Raw genomic sequence first — 16,863 nt, forward strand, 5'->3', positions numbered from 1 at the left:
TCCTCCGATAGCCTACTTACCAGCCCCTGGATCAATCCGAGTTGGGCGACGGCGGGTGGCGGTTGCTAAAGCAGTCGTAACTGCTGCCAAAATAATTGCGGCGGGAATGCCTCGCAACATGTAGTCTTTTTGAATTTGGCTCAGTGGAACAAACTCCGATGTCGTTGTTAATACGTCAGTTGGAATCGGCAAGGTTGAACTTTCCCAGGTTTGGCCAGCAATCGTGACCTTAACTTGGAAGGTATGTTGTTTATCATCGCGGGGCGCAGTATGGACAAATGCCACATCATAGCCTGTGCGGTTAACTGGCTTAACCAAGGCTTTGTAGGCTTGTTCCATATTTATAGGCCGAATATCAGCCCCTCCAGCAACATAGCGGCCATTGGTGCTGCTGGCCAAATTTGGCAATTGGTTGGTTGCTTTATCCAAGTTCTCTGGCTTGCCAATGCCTACTGCAATAATAATCGTATTATTTTTGTTGGCAATATCGACAATTTGACTGAAGAGGCCAGCACTATCGGGCGTCACTGACCCATCGCCAAAAACGATCACATAGCTATCGGTGCCGCGCTTTTTGGCCTCGGCAGCGGTTGCGGTCACAGCCTCTAAAACTGCGCCATACAAGTTGGTTGCCCCATCGCGAGGTGGTTCAGTTCGCAAAACCCCAATAATTTTATTGTGGTCGCGATCAAACTCTGGCGCGTTGGCTGGGCGCGTCGCTTGGCTGTTGGACGAACGCGGAATAAACAAGCCAATCGATTCAGGATCGTTGGGCGAAACTGCATTGCCAAGGTTGATCCAACTTTCGGCAGCAGCGCGCACTTCGCCAATAAAGGGATCACCCAAAGCCACGCTCAAATCAGTCACCAAGCCAATGGTTGCGCCTGATGCTCGCAACACATTTTGGCTATCAAATGGAATCGTATGGCTAGTTGGATGGGTCGCATCAGTCGTAATCGCATTCATTACCATTTGCGAATCGGTCAGCAATTGACCATCTTGGTAAATTGCAAGATCGCCAGTTTCCAAGGGTGGCACATCTTGGCCAGTCGCCGTATTCGTGACCCGCATTTTAAAGTTAACCACCCGATCATCAAGCAATTGCGCATCGGTGAGTTTCACTTCATAGGCTGCTTGGGCATAGGTCAAAACAGGCGAGAGTAGCAGCAAAGCAAGGCTACAACGCAAAATCCACGTTTTCATGGGGTTATGCTCCTGTATTAAACTCAAATAACATTTCTACGGCGTTGTCTTGGTTGGGGTCGCCTAAATAGAGCATATCGCCATGTTCGAGTGGTACTGGTTGCCCATCGAGCATGAAGCCTTGACCATCGCGGACCAAGAAGGTGCCATTGGTGCTGCCAAGATCAACAACTGCAATTTGATTTTCTTCTAACACGAATTTGGCATGCGTCCGTGAAACAATCACATCGCTGACTTGAATATCGCCTTTGCTGCCAATGGTGAAGTCAGGCCGCAAGGCTTCGATTGAGCCTTTGCGTGAACCATTATTAATCGTTACCGAGCCATAGGGTGCATTGATCCGCCCACCACCACCAGCTCCGCCCCGTCGCCCAAAGGCTCTGGTGGCAATATTGGTGATCGTTTTGGTCGCATTGCGAATCGCTGGGCTGATAACCGGCACTTCGCTACGCGAAAGGCTCGTCAGAAGTAATGGCAAGGTTAGGGTAATTCCTAACACGCCCCATAATCCAAATGTGTTGAGGTAATTGCCTAACACAATCGCATCGTTGCGCGCAAAATCATTGGCATTTGTGGGCATGCTATAGCCAACTCGATTAAGTGCACTCTTTAGGGTGCTTGCAATGTAGGCCGATGGGAAGATGAGCAAAACTGGAATTGTCGATAAAAAGAGGGTTAAGAAACGATTATGGACTTTTTTGATTTTGCGGGCAGCAAAAATCGCCAAGAACAGGATCGATAGTGCCCAAATTAAAGCCGGAAGCGCAATCGTCGGATACCACCAGTCATAGGTGATCTGCCCCATTTCCTTAATTTTTTGCCAGAACTCGAATTCGGTCATCGTGCGTCTCCTCGTGAGCTAGCGGATAGTGCTGGATAGTGCTGGATGAGGCGGGAGTGTGCGCCTCTGGTTGCAATTGCGCTGTATACCATGGTGCTTAACCTGTAGATATAGCTCCATGCCGTACTTCTGCGACATGAAGTTGAGGCGTAGTGTAGGTTGTCCATAGGACTTCTGGTTAGCTAGGGTTTGGATAATCGTCCCTGATTATACCAGAATCGCCTTGTTTTGTTTTACTCTTTGGCCTGTATTTTGTGGGGATAACCTAAATTTAAACAAAACCAGCACAGCCTTAGACTGTGCTGGTTTGGGCTGACTAAGATTGTCTAACTAACCTTGCTCTGCATATTTTTCGGCTAATTCATCGGAGATTTCTAAGTTGCTATAGACTTTTTGCACATCGTCGAGATCTTCGAGCCGCTCCATCAGCCGCAGAATTTGGAAGGTTGTGGCTTCGTCTGCTTCCATGATCGTTTTGGCAAGCATGGTTTTTTCAGCAGTGCTGATTTTGAGGCCTTGCTCGTTGAGTGCATCGCGCACCGCAGCCAGCTTGCTAAACTCGGTGTAAACAATAATCGTATCGTCGTTGATGATTACATCATCTGCATCAGCATCAATTGCCAACAAGGTCACTTCATCGGGGTCGGTTTTTTCAGTCCGATCAATGTTGATCAAACCTTTAATATCAAACATCCAGCCGACCGAGCCACCTTCGCCAAGCGTGCCACCATTTTTGTTGAAGGCAGTGCGAATTTCGGAGACTGTGCGGTTGCGATTGTCGGTCGCAGCATCGACGATAACCGCAATTCCACCTGGGCCATAGCCTTCGTAGGTTACTTCTTCGAGCGCTGCTTCACCGCTTACGCCAGTGCCGCGATCAATTGCCCGTTGAATATTATCCGCTGGCATATTATCGGCTTTGGCCTTTTCAATCGCCAAGCGCAGCCGAAAGTTCATATCAGGGCTGCCGCCGCCTTCGCGGGCTGCAATCGTAATATCTCGGGCGATTTTTGTCCAGCGTTGACCTCGGCGTTGATCAAGAACCCCTTTTTTGCGGCGAATTTCATGCCATTTTGTATGCCCTGACATCGGAAAACTCCTACGGTTGACAATTAAGCACACAGATTGTGCCACTCAATCATTAGTTTTTGTTGACCATTATAGCGTATGCCTGAGAAGATTGGCAAAAAATTGGCGCAAGCATAATTGCCTGCGCCAATTCTCAATTAATCATTCGAGCGAGATTTAGATGCGTTGCTTGGGCAAAGCTTCGTTATAGGCTCCGTTGTTGGAGTTATATTGCACAACTTCATCAAGCAAATTGCGTAATGGCTCGCCATCGAGGTTTTCATGCTCGATCAAGGCTTCGGCCATGCGGTTCATCACTTCACGGTTGCGCTCCAAAATCGCGCGGGCGCGTTCGTGGCCTTCGCTAACCAAGCGGCGCACTTCCGAGTCGATCTTGCGTGAGGTTTCTTCCGAATAGTTGCGTTGTTCGCTGATCTCGCGGCCCAAGAAGATCAACTCTTCTTTTTCGCCAAAGGCGATTGGCCCCAGCTCCGAACTCATGCCATAGCGGGTAACCATAGCGCGCGCCATGCGGGTCACTTGTTGAATATCGCCTGAAGCGCCAGTGGTAAAGTCGCTCAGGACTAATTCTTCAGCAGCCCGACCACCAAGTGCCACCGCAATTTGGGCTTCAAATTGCGAAACGCTCATGTAGCTTTGGTCTTCGTCGGGAATCATCAAGGTGTAGCCACCAGCCATCCCGCGAGGAATGATCGTCACTTTATGCACAGGATTTGCGCCTGGCATCGCTTTGGCAACAATTGCGTGCCCAGCTTCGTGGAAGGCGGTCAACTCTTTTTGCTTTGGCGTCATCACGCGCGAGCGGCGTTCTGGGCCACCAAGCATAATCCGTTCGGTTGCATCTTGCATTTCTTGCATGGCGATGCGTTTCTTCGAGCGGCGTGCAGCCAAGATAGCGGCTTCGTTGACGATGTTGGCCAGATCAGCACCAGATGAGCCTGGGGTCAATTTGGCAATTGCTTCCAAGTTAACATCTTCAGAAAGTGGCTTGCCTTTGGTATGCACTTTGAGCACTTCGACCCGTCCGCGCATATCGGGAGCATCCAAGACCACTTGGCGGTCGAAGCGGCCTGGGCGAACCAAGGCTGGGTCGAGCACGTCAGGGCGGTTGGTCGCGGCAATCACAATCACATTGGTATTGCTATCGAAGCCGTCCATTTCAACCAAGATTTGGTTGAGGGTTTGTTCGCGTTCGTCGTGCGAGCCACCAAGGCCAGCGCCCCGTTGGCGACCAACTGCATCAACTTCGTCGATAAAGACGATACATGGTGCATTGCGCTTGGCTTGTTCGAACAAGTCGCGGACGCGGCTTGCGCCAACCCCAACGAACATTTCGACAAATTCCGAACCGCTGATTGAGAAGAATGGCACACCTGCTTCACCAGCAACTGCGCGGCTGAGCAAGGTTTTACCAGTCCCTGGAGGGCCGACCATCAAAACCCCGCGTGGAATCCGCGCGCCAAGTTGGGCGAATTTCTCAGGAAATTTAAGAAACTCGACAACCTCGGTTAAGTCTTGTTTGGCTTCTTCTTGGCCAGCAACGTCGGCGAAGGTTACTGATGGTTTATCGCCAGTAAACATGCGGGCTTTGCTCTTGCCAAACGACATCGCTTGGTTGTTGGAGCCTTGAGCTTGGCGCATGAAAAAGACGAAAAAGCCAATCAGCAACAGCGTTGGCAGCAAGAAGGTCAAGGCTGCGCCTAAAATTCCGCCCCATGCTGGAGCCGATTTAGGGTTGAACTTAACTTTAGCGGCGTTTTCCAACGGTGCGGCAATTGCAGCTTTGTTTTCTGGGTCTTTCAGCTCTGCAAGTTTGCTCGCATCTTGGGCTTTTTGCGAAAGTAACTCTTCGATACTTTCGGTCGTGCTGTTTTTATGTGAGATATAGGTAACTGGTGGCGTGTCGTTGGTGGTTGCGCGAAACTCGATATTGCCTTCGGTTTGCACGATTTCGGCAATTTTACCTTGGAGCGATAAATCGAGAATCTCGCTGTAGCTCTTTTCACTGGTATTGCCAGGACTACCATTGATGTATTGATAGAAGAGCGCCAACGCCGCCACTACGATGATCAAATACACAAAACTGTTGCGTAAGAAGCGATTTTCACCCATCGCAGTATCTCCTGAACGTGCGCACACGCTCATAAAATTTTGCTGCACTCCATGCGGAGTACAGCGACCTTCAAAAATTATACCAAAGCGCTACCTACCTAGCAAGGGAAAGCTTTGTTAGCAATGTGTTAATGCGTATAAACACGTGGGCTTAAAACCCCAATATAGGCCAAGTTGCGATAGCGTTCGGCATAGTCCAACCCGTATCCCACCACGAATTCGTTGGGAATGTCGAAACCACAATAATCAACCTGCACATCGACGTTGCGGCGTTCAGGTTTATTGAGTAGGGCACAAATCTCTAGAGCAGCTGGGTTGCGCCGCAAAAGCATATCATGCACATACTTTAATGTTAAGCCACTATCAATAATATCTTCGACGATGATCACATGCTTGCCAGCAATATCAAGATCGAGATCTTTGTTTAAGCGCACCACCCCAGTGCTTTCGGTGCTGGCTCCATATGATGAAACGGCGATGCAATCGTAGGCAACCTCGCGGTCAAGCGCCCGCATCAGATCGGCCATGAAAATCAGCGAACCTTTTAAGATGCCAACCAACACCAGCTCTGGTGCGTTAACCGTTGCTTGGGCAATTGCTGTGCCAAGCGCTTGAATCCGGTTTTGGAGTGTCGCGGTATCAATCAATACCCGTTCAAGATCAGGATGCATCGGCGTGAGTATCCTCCAAGGTTATCAGCAAAAAGCGGGTTGTTTCGGGTGTAGGGTGGGCATGTTCGGCCATGAGTAAACCAGGAATCCAGAGAATGCCAGCATTATCGACAAATAATGGCCATTGAGCACGCAATTCGCGTGGCAAACGCATATCAACCATAATATCTTGGATGCGGCGTGAGCCAATGCCCCCAGCAGGCCGCATGCGATCGCCTGGGCGTCGTTGGCGTAACAGCAATTTGCCTTGAATCGCATCTGCATCGAGCAAGCCTTGCCAGCGCGAAAGGTTATATTCAGGCCGACTTGGCAGCACCTCTATCATGACCCGCCAGCGTTCATCGGGCAGCGGAGTCATGCCTTGTTGGTTGAGCGGCCACTCATCGATGCTCAATTGTGGTTCGTCGTTGGTTGGTTGCATGGTTGTGGCAACGGTCATCGTCCAGCCATGCGGCTTGCGATGCAGCACCAAATTATGCGGCATTTGGCAAAACAGTTGCATACTGTTCATTGCACTTAACGCATGGTCAAGCTGCGAGGATGTTAATTCCTCGCGTTCAGGCCGGAGCAGATGCACCGCGCGCCGAATTGCATGGCGCTGCAAGGCAGGATGCATGTGGTTCCATTGTTCGCGATGAAAGGTAATGGAGCCAGGCTCAAATTCGATCAGGCTTTGCCATTGGCGATCCAGTTCGCTTTGCATGTAGTCGGTTTCAATCGCTGCCAAGCGTGCCGTGCGCGCCAAGGCCGAAACAACTTTGGCATTGTATTCGCCAAGCAACGGCAAGAGTTGGTGGCGAATTCGGCCCCGCGTATATTCAAGCGAGTTATTGGTCGGGTCGCGCCGTGGATCTAATTGTTGCTCATCGCAATAGGCCTCAATTTCGTCGCGGGTAATGTTGAGCATTGGGCGAATCAAGGCTGGCCCGGTTGCTTGATGCGGCATGCCAGCGGTTACCCGCCAACCAGCCCACTCAGTACGCGGGCGCATCGCACTCAAGCCGCTTGGGCCTGTGCCACGCAATACGTGCAACAAGACGGTTTCAGCTTGGTCGTCTGATTGATGGCCAAGCACAACCGCATCTGCTTGTTGTTGCAATGCCACCTCGGCCAAAAAACGATAGCGGGTGGCACGGGCAGCGGCAGGCAGCCCAACATGAAATTGTTTGGCAATTTGGTCAACATCGCGCAGTTCAATCGTCGCGGTTAGGCCCCAATCTGCTGCTATCTCGGCCACAAACGCGGCTTCAGCAGCAGATTGCTCGCCGCGCAAGCCGTGGTCAAGGTGGGCGACATGCAAGCGCCAGCCATAGGGCACGGCCAAGGCGCAGAGCCGATGTAAGAGGGCCAGCGAATCGGGGCCACCCGAAACCGCCACCACCAAACATGCTGCCGAGGCAAGGCGGCCATCGCGAATTAGGGTTGTTTCAATGTCGAGTAGTTGGGACATAGCTGGTTTCTCGTTGCCAAGTGGTGCCACGCTTGATGATAGCACATTTTTGCGGCTAATTCGATCAATCGTAGGGTGGAGTTGTTGGGGATTGGGGATAAGGGATGCGGAACCGCGAAGAACACAAAGCGCGCGAAAGGGCTGGGATAACCCATCATTCGAAGGGTGAACAACAGAATAAACCTCAACAATCGACAACGTGAATATTAGGGGGTGCAGGGGGATGAAAACCCCTTGCGTCTCCCGCCTTGAGGCGGGACGGAAGGGTGGTGAAACGCTGAGAAGGGATTGGTTGTTGGGAATCGGAACCGCAAAGAACGCGAAGAGCACGAAGTTGTGAAGGTGGGGGAATAGATACGTCAAAACAATCCACAACGTGAATATGAGGGGGTGCAGGGGGATGAAAATCCCTTGCGTTTCCCGCCTTGAGGCGGGACGGAAGGGTGGTGATAAACAATGCTGATTAACAACCTACCCTTGCAAAATCCCCCGACCCCTAGCGCCAAAGGTGGCAAACTATACGTCCATTGCAGCCGCTGATTAGCACTTGATTAACAACCGATGCGAACCAGACTACCTATGTTATGCTGATAGCAACCAGTTTGATCCAGACCATTCTAGGAACAAATAGCCGTTATCAGGCGTTGTTCAGCTACCTATCATTTAACGGCGCATGGAACCGTTAACATTGCCAAACCGACGGCATATGCTTTGCTTAAAATTGACAGCAATTGTGCTTCGCGGCATACTAGGCGATCAATCCCCAATTTGGTCAATTAAAATCAAGACTTCTAGGGCAGGTTTTGCCAAAGTTGGTATGCTATAATGCCGCGCAGCGACTTAATTCAGGGTGTAAGGATAATTCAATGAGTTCAACACCGCTTCGGGATCGGATTGATCAACGCGCTCATCATGATCCAAATCCATTAAAACCAACGCTGCTTGAGCCAGCCCCGCCACCAGAAGAACCGCTGGATCTAGACGAGGCTGCTGCAAAGAGCGTTCCCCAACGTCGCGGCTGGTCGGTCGTCAAAGAGATTATCGAGACGGTCGTTTTTGTGCTTTTGGTCTTTTTTATTGTGCGTGGGTTGTTGCAAAATTTTCGCATCGAAGGCTCAAGTATGTTCCCCACCATGCACGATCAGCAATATATTTTGGTTAATAAAGCCTTGTATATGCACTTCGATTTAAATGCCCCATTACGCTTGTTGCCTGGCCGTGGCGAGCTTGAGCAAAATGTGGTTTATCCCTTCCGCAAGCCCCAACAAGGCGATATTGTGGTGTTCTTGGCGCCCGAATCGGCCCACGACGAGCCAGACAAAGACTATATCAAACGGGTGATTGGGATTGAAGGCGATAAAGTTACCCTGCTCGATGGTCAAGTCTATGTTAACGATCAATTGCTTGATGAATCAGAATACCTTGATGCTGGCACCCAAACCAATTGCAAAGGCTATGCGGCAACCTGTACTGTCGATGTACCAGCTGGCCATGTGTTTGTGATGGGCGATAACCGCAATAATAGCAGCGACTCGCGCGAATGGGGGCCATTGCCGCTTGATAATGTGATTGGCAAGGCCTGGCTCTCGTATTGGCCCAAAGAAGATTGGGGGATTGTACAAACCCCTAATTATGAATTATCAACTGATCAATGAACGATTTCGAGCAACCTGAAGCAAAAACAACCCGTTTGGCGCTTGATGATACGCTGCCGTTGCCGGTTGCTGCTCCAAGCGCCGATGAGATTGCTTGGCTTGAGCAATCGCAAGCACCATTGCCAGCCCCGCCAACGCCTCTGCCCCAACGCCCGCGTTTGCGGAATTCGTGGCAGTTGTTTGCAAGCTTGATTTTGAGTTTTTTGATCTTGCGCAGTTTGATTCAAAATTTTCAAATCGAGGGCGAAAGCATGGAGCCAACCATGCAAACCAAGCAATATGTGTTGGTCAATAAAGCAATTTATGCCCACCTCGATCTCAACGCGCCCTTGCGTTTGTGGCCTGGCAATGGCGAACTGCCCAAAAAATTTCTCTATTTGCTGCACCCACCAGAACGAGGCGATATTATCGTGTTTCTGGCGCCCCCGGCTGCCCACGATTTGCCCGACAAAGATTATATTAAGCGGGTGATTGGGGTTGGCGGTGATACGATCAAAATTCGCGAGGGCAAGGTTTGGGTTAACGACCAGCAATTAACTGAGGATTATCTTGGCGGGGTTGACACGCTCTGTGATGCCCATTGCGAGCTAACCGTGCCCGAAGGCCATGTCTTTGTGATGGGCGATAATCGGCCATTTAGCAGTGATTCGCGGCGCTGGGGGCCATTGCCCTTGGAATATGTGATTGGCAAGGCATGGTTTAGTTATTGGCCCAAAGAGCGCTGGGATAGCTACTAGGCTGTTACGTTGCCTCACACCCCTCATCCATCCGCTGGACGAGGGGCTTTTTGTTGGGCAAAGTATGGTTAATCGGCTAGGGAATTAACGAATTCCAAGCAAAAGATCGGTTTCATACTCTTCACGTTCGGGCAAGCTCACCCGCGATTCGATCAGCGAAAAATGTTCATGGCTCAGCAGATCGCCGCGTAACTCCTCGGGCAAAGCTAAAAAGCCCCATGTTGGTGCAATTTGGGTGCGATGCTCCAACAACGATTGCAATTTGGTCGTCAAATATTTGCTAATTTCAATTGCAGTCGTTGTGCGTGGATCATCGACATAACGTTCGAGATCGGTTTCTGGATCATCGAGTGGCGTTTTATCGCCGCGGGCCTGCATATATTCCCAGGCTTTGCGCCAAATCGAACGCCGATAGGCAGTGTAGTAGAGTTTCTTTGGTTCCCAGGCTGGGCCAGCCTCGGGAAACTGCTCGGGATCGCCTGCTGCATGGAAGGCAGCAACCGTGATTTTGTGGGCCATAATATGGTCGGGGTGGCCATAACTGCCATTTTCATCGTAGCTAATCAGCACATCTGGTTGATATTGGCGCACTAAGGCGACCAAACGCGCCGTGGCTGCTTGTAAATCAGCTTTGTTAAACGATTCAGGGTGATCGTTGGCTGGGGTGTTGATCATGCCCGAATCGCGGTAGGCCAACTGATGAAACTCGGTGATATTGAGCAGCGCAATTGCCTTTGCCAATTCTTCATCGCGAATTTCGGCCAAGCGCGCTTTGTTCTCAGGCGTGTTTAATTCGGCGTCTACAATTTCGCCTTCTTCGCCACGAGTACAGGTTACTAAAACGACCCGCACTCCTTCCTCGTGATACTTCAGCGCAATGCCGCCTGTTGAAATCACTTCATCATCAGGGTGGGCATGCACAAGCATAATCGTTGGTCGATGGTCAGTCATGAACATTCCTTTCAATGCTATGGTGCATGCCTACTATTGTGCCACGAAAACGTGTTAACGATCAGTTAACGTTGCAGTTGACTGGCCGCCGCTTGGTCGATCAGCCAATCGGCATTGCGAATCAGGCTGGCGGGATAGTTTTGGTAGTTGCCTGTTTGCTCAAGCAGCTCGCGAATGACGCTGGCTTTATCATCGCCTGCGGCCAAAAAGAGCTTGCTGCGGGCATTGTTGATCACTGGCGCAGTTAGCGAAATGCGATATTGCTTGAGCTTGGCAACCCATGTTTCAGCCACCAATACATCGTCGCGGCCTAAAATATCGCTTTCGGGAAAGAGCGAGGCAGTGTGACCATCGTTGCCCAAGCCAAGCAACATCGTATCGAATTGCGGCAATTGGCCTTCGGCTAGCCCAAAGATGCGTTTGATTTCATGGGCATATAAGTTGGCAGCACTTTCTGGCGCCAACTCGCCACGAATGCGCAATACATTGGCAACCGGAATCGGAATGTGATCGATTAAGGCGATTTTGGTCATGCGATAGTTGCTTTGGGCATCGTCAGGCCCGACGCAGCGCTCATCGCCCCAAAAGAGAAATGTGCGGCCCCAAGTAATCTTGTGCAGATATTGGGGGCTGGCTAATAATTCAAACAGCGCTTTGGGCGTTGAGCCACCAGACAGCGCGATAATCCAACGACCGCGTTCGGCGATGGCGGTTTGAGCCTCGGCTACCAGCCGATCAGCCGCGAGAATCATCAGTTCCTCGCGGCTTGGGGCAATCTGCAGCGTCATACATGTGCTCCATGAGGATCGGTTGCTTGGGCAATTGCGGCGACAATCGCCAATGCCCGTTCATAAACCCGATCATGACTATACATATTCAATTCATTTAAGAGCAAGAGGCTATCGCTGGGATTCGGCAATTCGCTCATTTGGCAGCGGGTTTCGGTATCAAGCCGCAGGTTGGCGAGCAAGGCTTGTTTGTTGCTACTGCGGCCAACCGTGATTGTGGCCTTGTGCTTGGCAGCGTGCAGCTCGATAAATGGCACTTCTTCGCCAGTTCGATCGCTGGTTTGCATGCTGATTGTGACCGTGCCATTGCGATGCTTGAAATTGCAAAGCAAGGTTTCGCTATTGCCGCTGGCGCTGATCAGTTGCCAATCAAGGCAGGTTGCGATCCAGCCGATGCTGAGCAAGCCTGCTGCTTGATGGCGTCCGGTGCTAACTTTGATGCTGCTGATGTTTTCGAGCACTGGACGCATAGCCATTGCATCGAAAATTTGGGCAAATGCTGTGCGCCAAGGAGTCAAGCGTGCCCAGGTCAAATCGCTCACCGCATCGGTTTGGTCGCTGGTCATCAGCGTATTTAAACGCGCCAAATCCGGCAATGGATCGAGAAAATCAGCAGAGTCCATAATCCAGCGATCGGCGTGGGCAAAGAGTTGGGTGCGCACGTTGCTAGCTGGGTGCAACGGGCCAGGCCACCACACAAACAAAGGCAAATCGGAAACGACCAAGGGCAGCACCGTGCCTGGCAAGCGGCGGCGCATCTGCTCGCCCACCGCAAAGGTAATTTGCTCGCAACACACTTGCTCGTGCTCTTCGCTGCTTGGTTGGCAAACCGTGCTAACCCACGCGCTGAGTTCTTCCGGCTCGTTGGCAGTTTCAATCAAAATTGCGCGACAGGGATGCACGCCAAAGACTTGGGGCAAGGCGGTCCGAATCCGCTTGGCCAATTCTTGGTTTGCGCCATAGCCAATCACGGTCATAGTGCAAACGCGGGTCATCACATGGTTGGCATCGCGATGCTGATCGCCTAAATCACGCCACAAATCACGTAGTTGGTCTTCAATCTCAGCAACATTCGCTGGACGCGGGCTATTGGAAATTTCGCCCATCATGGTTGCCACCTCCTACAATTTGCGCCACTCGCGGCCATCACGTTGCATAAATTGATCAGATTCATCTGGACCCCATGTGCCTGCTTCGTAGTGGGGCAAGTGCTTAATCTCATCGTTTTCCCAGCGTTCGAGGATGGGTGTCATCAAGGCCCATTGGGCTTCGACCTCATCGCGGCGGGTAAACAGGGTCGGGTCGCCAAGCATGGCATCGAGCAACAAGCGTTCGTAGGCTTCGGGTGCTGCCACCCCAAACGACGAACCATAGCGGAAATCCATATTAACGGGATGGATAATCATACGTTGGCCTGGTTGCTTGGCGCTAAATTTGAGCGTGATGCCTTCGTTTGGTTGAATGCGGAGCGCAAGTACGTTCGATTCAATGTCATCGCGAATTTCGGGGAAGAGCAGCAACGGCGGTTTTTTGAATTGAATCGCAATTTCGGTGACTCGTTTGGCCAGTCGTTTGCCAGTGCGCAAATAGAATGGCACGCCAGCCCAGCGCCAATTGTCGATCTCGAATTTGAGCGCAACGAAGGTTGGGGTGCGTGAGGCGGGATTAACGCCCTTCTCGGCTAAGTAGCCTGGCACTTCATCACCATTGATGGTGCCATGATCGTACTGGGCACGCAGCGCATTCTGATCAACATCGCTGGCACTCATCGGGCGAATCGCATGCAGCACTTTGACTTTCTCGCTGCGCACTTCATGCTCGTTAAACTCAACCGGCGGCTCCATGGCGGTCAAGGTCAGCAATTGCATCATATGATTGGTGATCATATCGCGCAACGCGCCAGCTTCCTCATAAAACCCAGCCCGACTGCCGATGCCAAGGCTTTCGGCGACCGTAATTTGCACATGGTCAATGTAGTTGCGGTTCCAAATTGGCTCGAAAATGGCGTTGGCAAAGCGCGCAACCAACAAGTTTTGCACGGTTTCTTTGCCAAGATAATGGTCGATCCGATAGACTTGGCTTTCATCAAAGGCGCGGCTGACCAGATCGTTAAGCTCTTGGGCCGATTTGTAATCGTGGCCAAACGGCTTTTCGACGATAATTCGCGACCAGCCATGGCTTTGTTCGGTCAATTTGACCTTTTGCAAGTTGCTAATCGCATCGTCAAACCACGATGGTGGAATTGCCAAGTAGAACAATCGATTGCCGTTAGTGCTCCGTTGCTGATCGATTTGTTCAAGGCGGCTGGCAATTTGTTCGTAGGTATTGATGTCGCCAAACTCGCCGCCAACCCAAAACAGGCCCTCGGCAAAAGTTTGCCAAACTTCTTCGTTGATTGGCTGGACGCGCGAGAATTGCTCGGCGCTTTTGCGCATCTCAGCGCGAAAATCGTCGTCGCTCCATGGGCGGCGGCCAACGCCAAGCAAAGAAAAGCCTGCGGGTACCATACCTTCGCGGGCCAGATTATAGAGTGCAGGCAATAATTTACGGGCAGTGAGATCTCCGGTTGCACCAAAAATCACCACAGTACATGCTTCAGGGGTGCGAGCAATTCGTAAGCCTGCTCGCAAAGGATTTGGCTGGTCCACAAGCCCTCCTTAGGAACCACGCATAATGACAGGGCTACATCCTTTCTAGTAGCCCCGTTGCGTTTATAGCATAGCACTGTTTTGCAAAATGTTTAGTAATTGTTGGTGGCAGCCAGCATGCTTTGACGCGGCACAGCGAGGGTAAAGGTCGAGCCAATGCCTGGTTCGCTCCAAACCCGAATATCGCCGCCAATCAGCCGCGCCAAATGCCGACACAACGCTAAGCCCATGCCTGTGCCATCGTAGCGGCGGGTGCTTGAGGCATCAAGTTGGCTGAATTCAGCAAATAGCAAGGGTAAATGTTCGTGATCGATGCCAATGCCTGTGTCGCAAACTTCAAAGGCAATCATTTCGGGGTCGAGGCTATCGGGCGCAATCGTCAGGCGCACTTGGCCTTGTTCGGTAAATTTGTTGGCGTTGTGGAGCAATTGGAAGATAATCTGGCGGACTTTTGAGCTATCAGAATAGACCCAGTTCGCCTCTGGGTCGAGCTTAATTTCAAGTTGGTTGTTGCGTTTTTGAAATTGAGTGCGTAAGCTAAGTTCGAGCGAATTGGTCACCATTTCGAGGTCAACATCGTCGTAATGGACGTTTGATGCGCCTGATTCTAAATTCGCTACCTGCAAAATCGTTTCAATCACATGCAGCAAATGTCTGCCAGCACTACGCACTTGACGGGCATCATCAGCAGATTGTTGTTGGTCGGTTGCACTTAAATCGTCGATCAGCAGCTCGCTATAGCCAATAATTGCATTGAGCGGCGTGCGCAACTCATGGCTCATCATGCTCATAAAGGTGCTTTTGGAGCGACTAAACACCTCGGCGGCCAAGGCGCTGCTTTTCAAGCTATGAATTTCTTGGCTATCTTTGAGCAATTGCTGGGCTAAGCGTACCAGCTGTTGCACATGGTTGATGGTGGCATTAATTTGTTGCGCGCTAAATGGGCGAATTTGCTCCAAGGCAGTGCGATAGCGCTCCCAATCGAGGCCTAACTCTTGAGCATAACAACGATGCCATTGCCAATCGATCGGATCTTGGGCGATAAAATTACGATTTTCAATCGTGCCTAAAACCGTGTTATTACTGATGACTGGCACGACTAGCCAGACCAAGCCGCCATGATGTTGGGCGATGACTGGTTGCTTGCTGGCGTAGGCTTGCTCGCGGGCCTGTTCAATGGTTTGGCCAAGCTTACGCCAACCAGCGTGCTGACCAATCAGTTGATAGAGCGAATCGTCGGCGAAGCATTGGCGCTGGCTTTCGTGGAAACGTTGATAATGTTGCGGCTCCAAGAAATGGTCAAGCCCTAGGCCTGCGTTGGTTTGCAAATCGAAAGCAATGTTGGTGAGATCGCGCAGGCTCGACAACGTATCCCACAAGGTATTGGCTGGCAACAGCTCGAAAATTGCAGGTAAGGGTTGCTCAATGTGGCGCAAATGGGCGGCGATGCCTTCGCAAGTCGTCCAATCAGCGGCCAAATAGGCCATGGTGGTGATTTGCGGTTGGCCGCTGGGTTGGCCAATTAGGCGAATTGCGCTGGTACGCACTGGGTTAAAATGAGCTGCATAGGCTCCGAAGGGCTTGCGATCGCCGCGTTGAGGGCTAAAATGATAATTTGGCGTAATTTGTAAATCTTCGACATTGTGCCATGCGCCCTCAGCGTCGCGATATTGCACTTGCAGCGATGTCCACCAGCCATGATCATCGAACATGGGGCCATGCATCCAATAGACCACATTTAATTTGGTGGGTTTGGGAAACGTCAGGGCATACCAATCGGGCGCATTATCGGGCTTAATTTCATAAGTATCGAACCAATGGCGATAATTGCCGCGCTGTGGGCCGAATAATAAAAAGCGCGGATCGTCAACGCCATCGCCCGCAGGGTGGCGTACCGAGCAGCTGGCGCGCACACCGTAGGCATAACTTGCCAAGTGTTGAGGCGATGTCCGCCGGATACAGGTTGGATGATCGAAAAGATAATGCATAGCTGGCCCTCCCAAATGCCCGTGATAGCATGTATTGTACCCAGCTACGATGTTGGATAGAATTGATTTTGCTGATACCTTAGTCCCAACTGTAGGGTGGGTTTTTACCTATACTGATCTCAAGCCTGGGGCATGACCATGGTTTTTGCGCCTTTTTAATTGTTGTCAAAGCTTCACTTGACGAGTTAAGCATATGTTGCTAAAAATGAAGCCTAATGCTAGAATAGTAATTAGAATCATTCTAAGGTTGAAACACAATGGCAATTATGCAACCTGACGAGCGCGCACGGCGCTTATTACGCGAATTGGAACACCATGGGTATCGACCAACCCCGCAACGCGAGGCGGTTTGTTGGGCTTTAGCGCGCCACGGCGGGCATCCAACTGCTGCTGAGATTGTCGAGGTGGTCAAACTGCATGGCATCGGCCAAGCCACGGTCTATAACACAATCACAACCTTGGAAAAGCTGGGGGTTATTCAGCCTATGCCGTTGAATACCGATGAGCACACCCGCTATGACCTCGATACAACTCCACATATGAACTTTGTTTGTTCGCAATGTGGCTCGATTATCGATTGTCATGCACCACAGCTTGACTTAATGTTGGCCCAAATCGCCTCGACCGCTGGCGCAACCTTCGAATCGGCCAATGTGGTGGTCTACGGACGCTGCGAACGTTGTAAAAATTAAGAGTAAAGAGTGCTCCGGCACTTTTTATTTGATCTCAA

14 protein-coding genes are annotated in these 16,863 nt (G+C 51.0%); 3 read left to right on the forward strand and 11 right to left on the reverse strand.

Annotated elements, in window-relative coordinates; all coding sequences use genetic code 11:
- Window positions 1-12: 12 nt before the first annotated feature.
- The 6 genes from SE18_RS05710 to tilS form a co-directional block, all read right to left on the reverse strand.
- Window positions 13-1,203, reverse strand: coding sequence for a vWA domain-containing protein (locus SE18_RS05710; RefSeq protein ID WP_054533467.1), 1,191 nt, complete (start codon window positions 1,201-1,203; stop codon window positions 13-15).
- Window positions 1,204-1,207: 4 nt separating this feature from the next.
- A complete protein-coding gene (locus tag SE18_RS05715) occupies window positions 1,208-2,044 on the reverse strand; it encodes an FHA domain-containing protein (protein WP_054533468.1) in 837 nt (278 codons plus the stop codon).
- 330 nt (window positions 2,045-2,374) lie between these two features.
- Window positions 2,375-3,133 carry a YebC/PmpR family DNA-binding transcriptional regulator gene (locus SE18_RS05720; protein ID WP_054533469.1) on the reverse strand — a complete coding sequence of 253 codons (759 nt, stop codon included), beginning with the start codon at window positions 3,131-3,133 and terminating at the stop codon, window positions 2,375-2,377.
- A gap of 156 nt (window positions 3,134-3,289) precedes the next feature.
- Window positions 3,290-5,245 carry an ATP-dependent zinc metalloprotease FtsH gene (gene ftsH / locus SE18_RS05725; RefSeq protein ID WP_054533470.1) on the reverse strand — a complete coding sequence of 652 codons (1,956 nt, stop codon included), beginning with the start codon at window positions 5,243-5,245 and terminating at the stop codon, window positions 3,290-3,292.
- A 128-nt stretch (window positions 5,246-5,373) separates the two neighbouring features.
- Window positions 5,374-5,916, reverse strand: a complete 543-nt coding sequence (gene hpt / locus SE18_RS05730) for a hypoxanthine phosphoribosyltransferase (RefSeq protein ID WP_054533471.1) — start codon at window positions 5,914-5,916, stop codon at window positions 5,374-5,376.
- Entirely contained in the window at window positions 5,906-7,366 is a 1,461-nt protein-coding gene (gene tilS, locus SE18_RS05735; protein ID WP_054533472.1) for a tRNA lysidine(34) synthetase TilS, read from the reverse strand. The genes hpt and tilS overlap by 11 nt, the downstream gene beginning before the upstream one ends.
- 866 nt (window positions 7,367-8,232) lie before the next feature.
- On the opposite strand from tilS, the gene lepB (SE18_RS05740) reads away from it, so the two are divergent.
- Together lepB (SE18_RS05740) and lepB (SE18_RS05745) are read left to right on the forward strand one after the other, a co-directional pair.
- Entirely contained in the window at window positions 8,233-9,021 is a 789-nt protein-coding gene (gene lepB / locus SE18_RS05740) for a signal peptidase I (RefSeq protein WP_054533473.1), read from the forward strand.
- Window positions 9,018-9,758, forward strand: a complete 741-nt coding sequence (lepB, locus tag SE18_RS05745) for a signal peptidase I (RefSeq protein ID WP_054533474.1) — start codon at window positions 9,018-9,020, stop codon at window positions 9,756-9,758. The genes lepB (SE18_RS05740) and lepB (SE18_RS05745) overlap by 4 nt, the downstream gene beginning before the upstream one ends.
- Window positions 9,759-9,842: 84 nt before the next feature.
- Here lepB (SE18_RS05745) and SE18_RS05750 read toward each other — a convergent pair whose 3' ends face one another.
- The 5 genes from SE18_RS05750 to SE18_RS05770 all read right to left on the reverse strand — a co-directional run bounded on the left by SE18_RS05750 (window position 9,843) and on the right by SE18_RS05770 (window position 16,133).
- Window positions 9,843-10,709 carry a PIG-L family deacetylase gene (locus SE18_RS05750; protein WP_054533475.1) on the reverse strand — a complete coding sequence of 289 codons (867 nt, stop codon included), beginning with the start codon at window positions 10,707-10,709 and terminating at the stop codon, window positions 9,843-9,845.
- A 65-nt stretch (window positions 10,710-10,774) separates the two neighbouring features.
- The gene (pgl, locus tag SE18_RS05755; RefSeq protein WP_054533476.1) at window positions 10,775-11,497 is read right to left on the reverse strand and encodes a 6-phosphogluconolactonase; all 723 of its coding nucleotides are present in this window, start codon (window positions 11,495-11,497) and stop codon (window positions 10,775-10,777) included.
- Window positions 11,494-12,606 carry a glucose-6-phosphate dehydrogenase assembly protein OpcA gene (locus tag SE18_RS05760; protein ID WP_054533477.1) on the reverse strand — a complete coding sequence of 371 codons (1,113 nt, stop codon included), beginning with the start codon at window positions 12,604-12,606 and terminating at the stop codon, window positions 11,494-11,496. The genes pgl and SE18_RS05760 overlap by 4 nt, the downstream gene beginning before the upstream one ends.
- A gap of 12 nt (window positions 12,607-12,618) precedes the next feature.
- Window positions 12,619-14,145, reverse strand: a complete 1,527-nt coding sequence (gene zwf, locus SE18_RS05765) for a glucose-6-phosphate dehydrogenase (RefSeq protein WP_054533478.1) — start codon at window positions 14,143-14,145, stop codon at window positions 12,619-12,621.
- Between the two features lie 92 nt (window positions 14,146-14,237).
- Entirely contained in the window at window positions 14,238-16,133 is a 1,896-nt protein-coding gene (locus tag SE18_RS05770; protein ID WP_054533479.1) for a sensor histidine kinase, read from the reverse strand.
- Between the two features lie 257 nt (window positions 16,134-16,390).
- On the opposite strand from SE18_RS05770, the gene SE18_RS05775 reads away from it, so the two are divergent.
- Entirely contained in the window at window positions 16,391-16,825 is a 435-nt protein-coding gene (locus SE18_RS05775; RefSeq protein WP_054533480.1) for a Fur family transcriptional regulator, read from the forward strand.
- The last annotated feature ends 38 nt before the right edge of the window (window positions 16,826-16,863 follow it).

The sequence above is a fragment of the Herpetosiphon geysericola genome (assembly GCF_001306135.1).
Classification (GTDB): domain Bacteria; phylum Chloroflexota; class Chloroflexia; order Chloroflexales; family Herpetosiphonaceae; genus Herpetosiphon; species Herpetosiphon geysericola.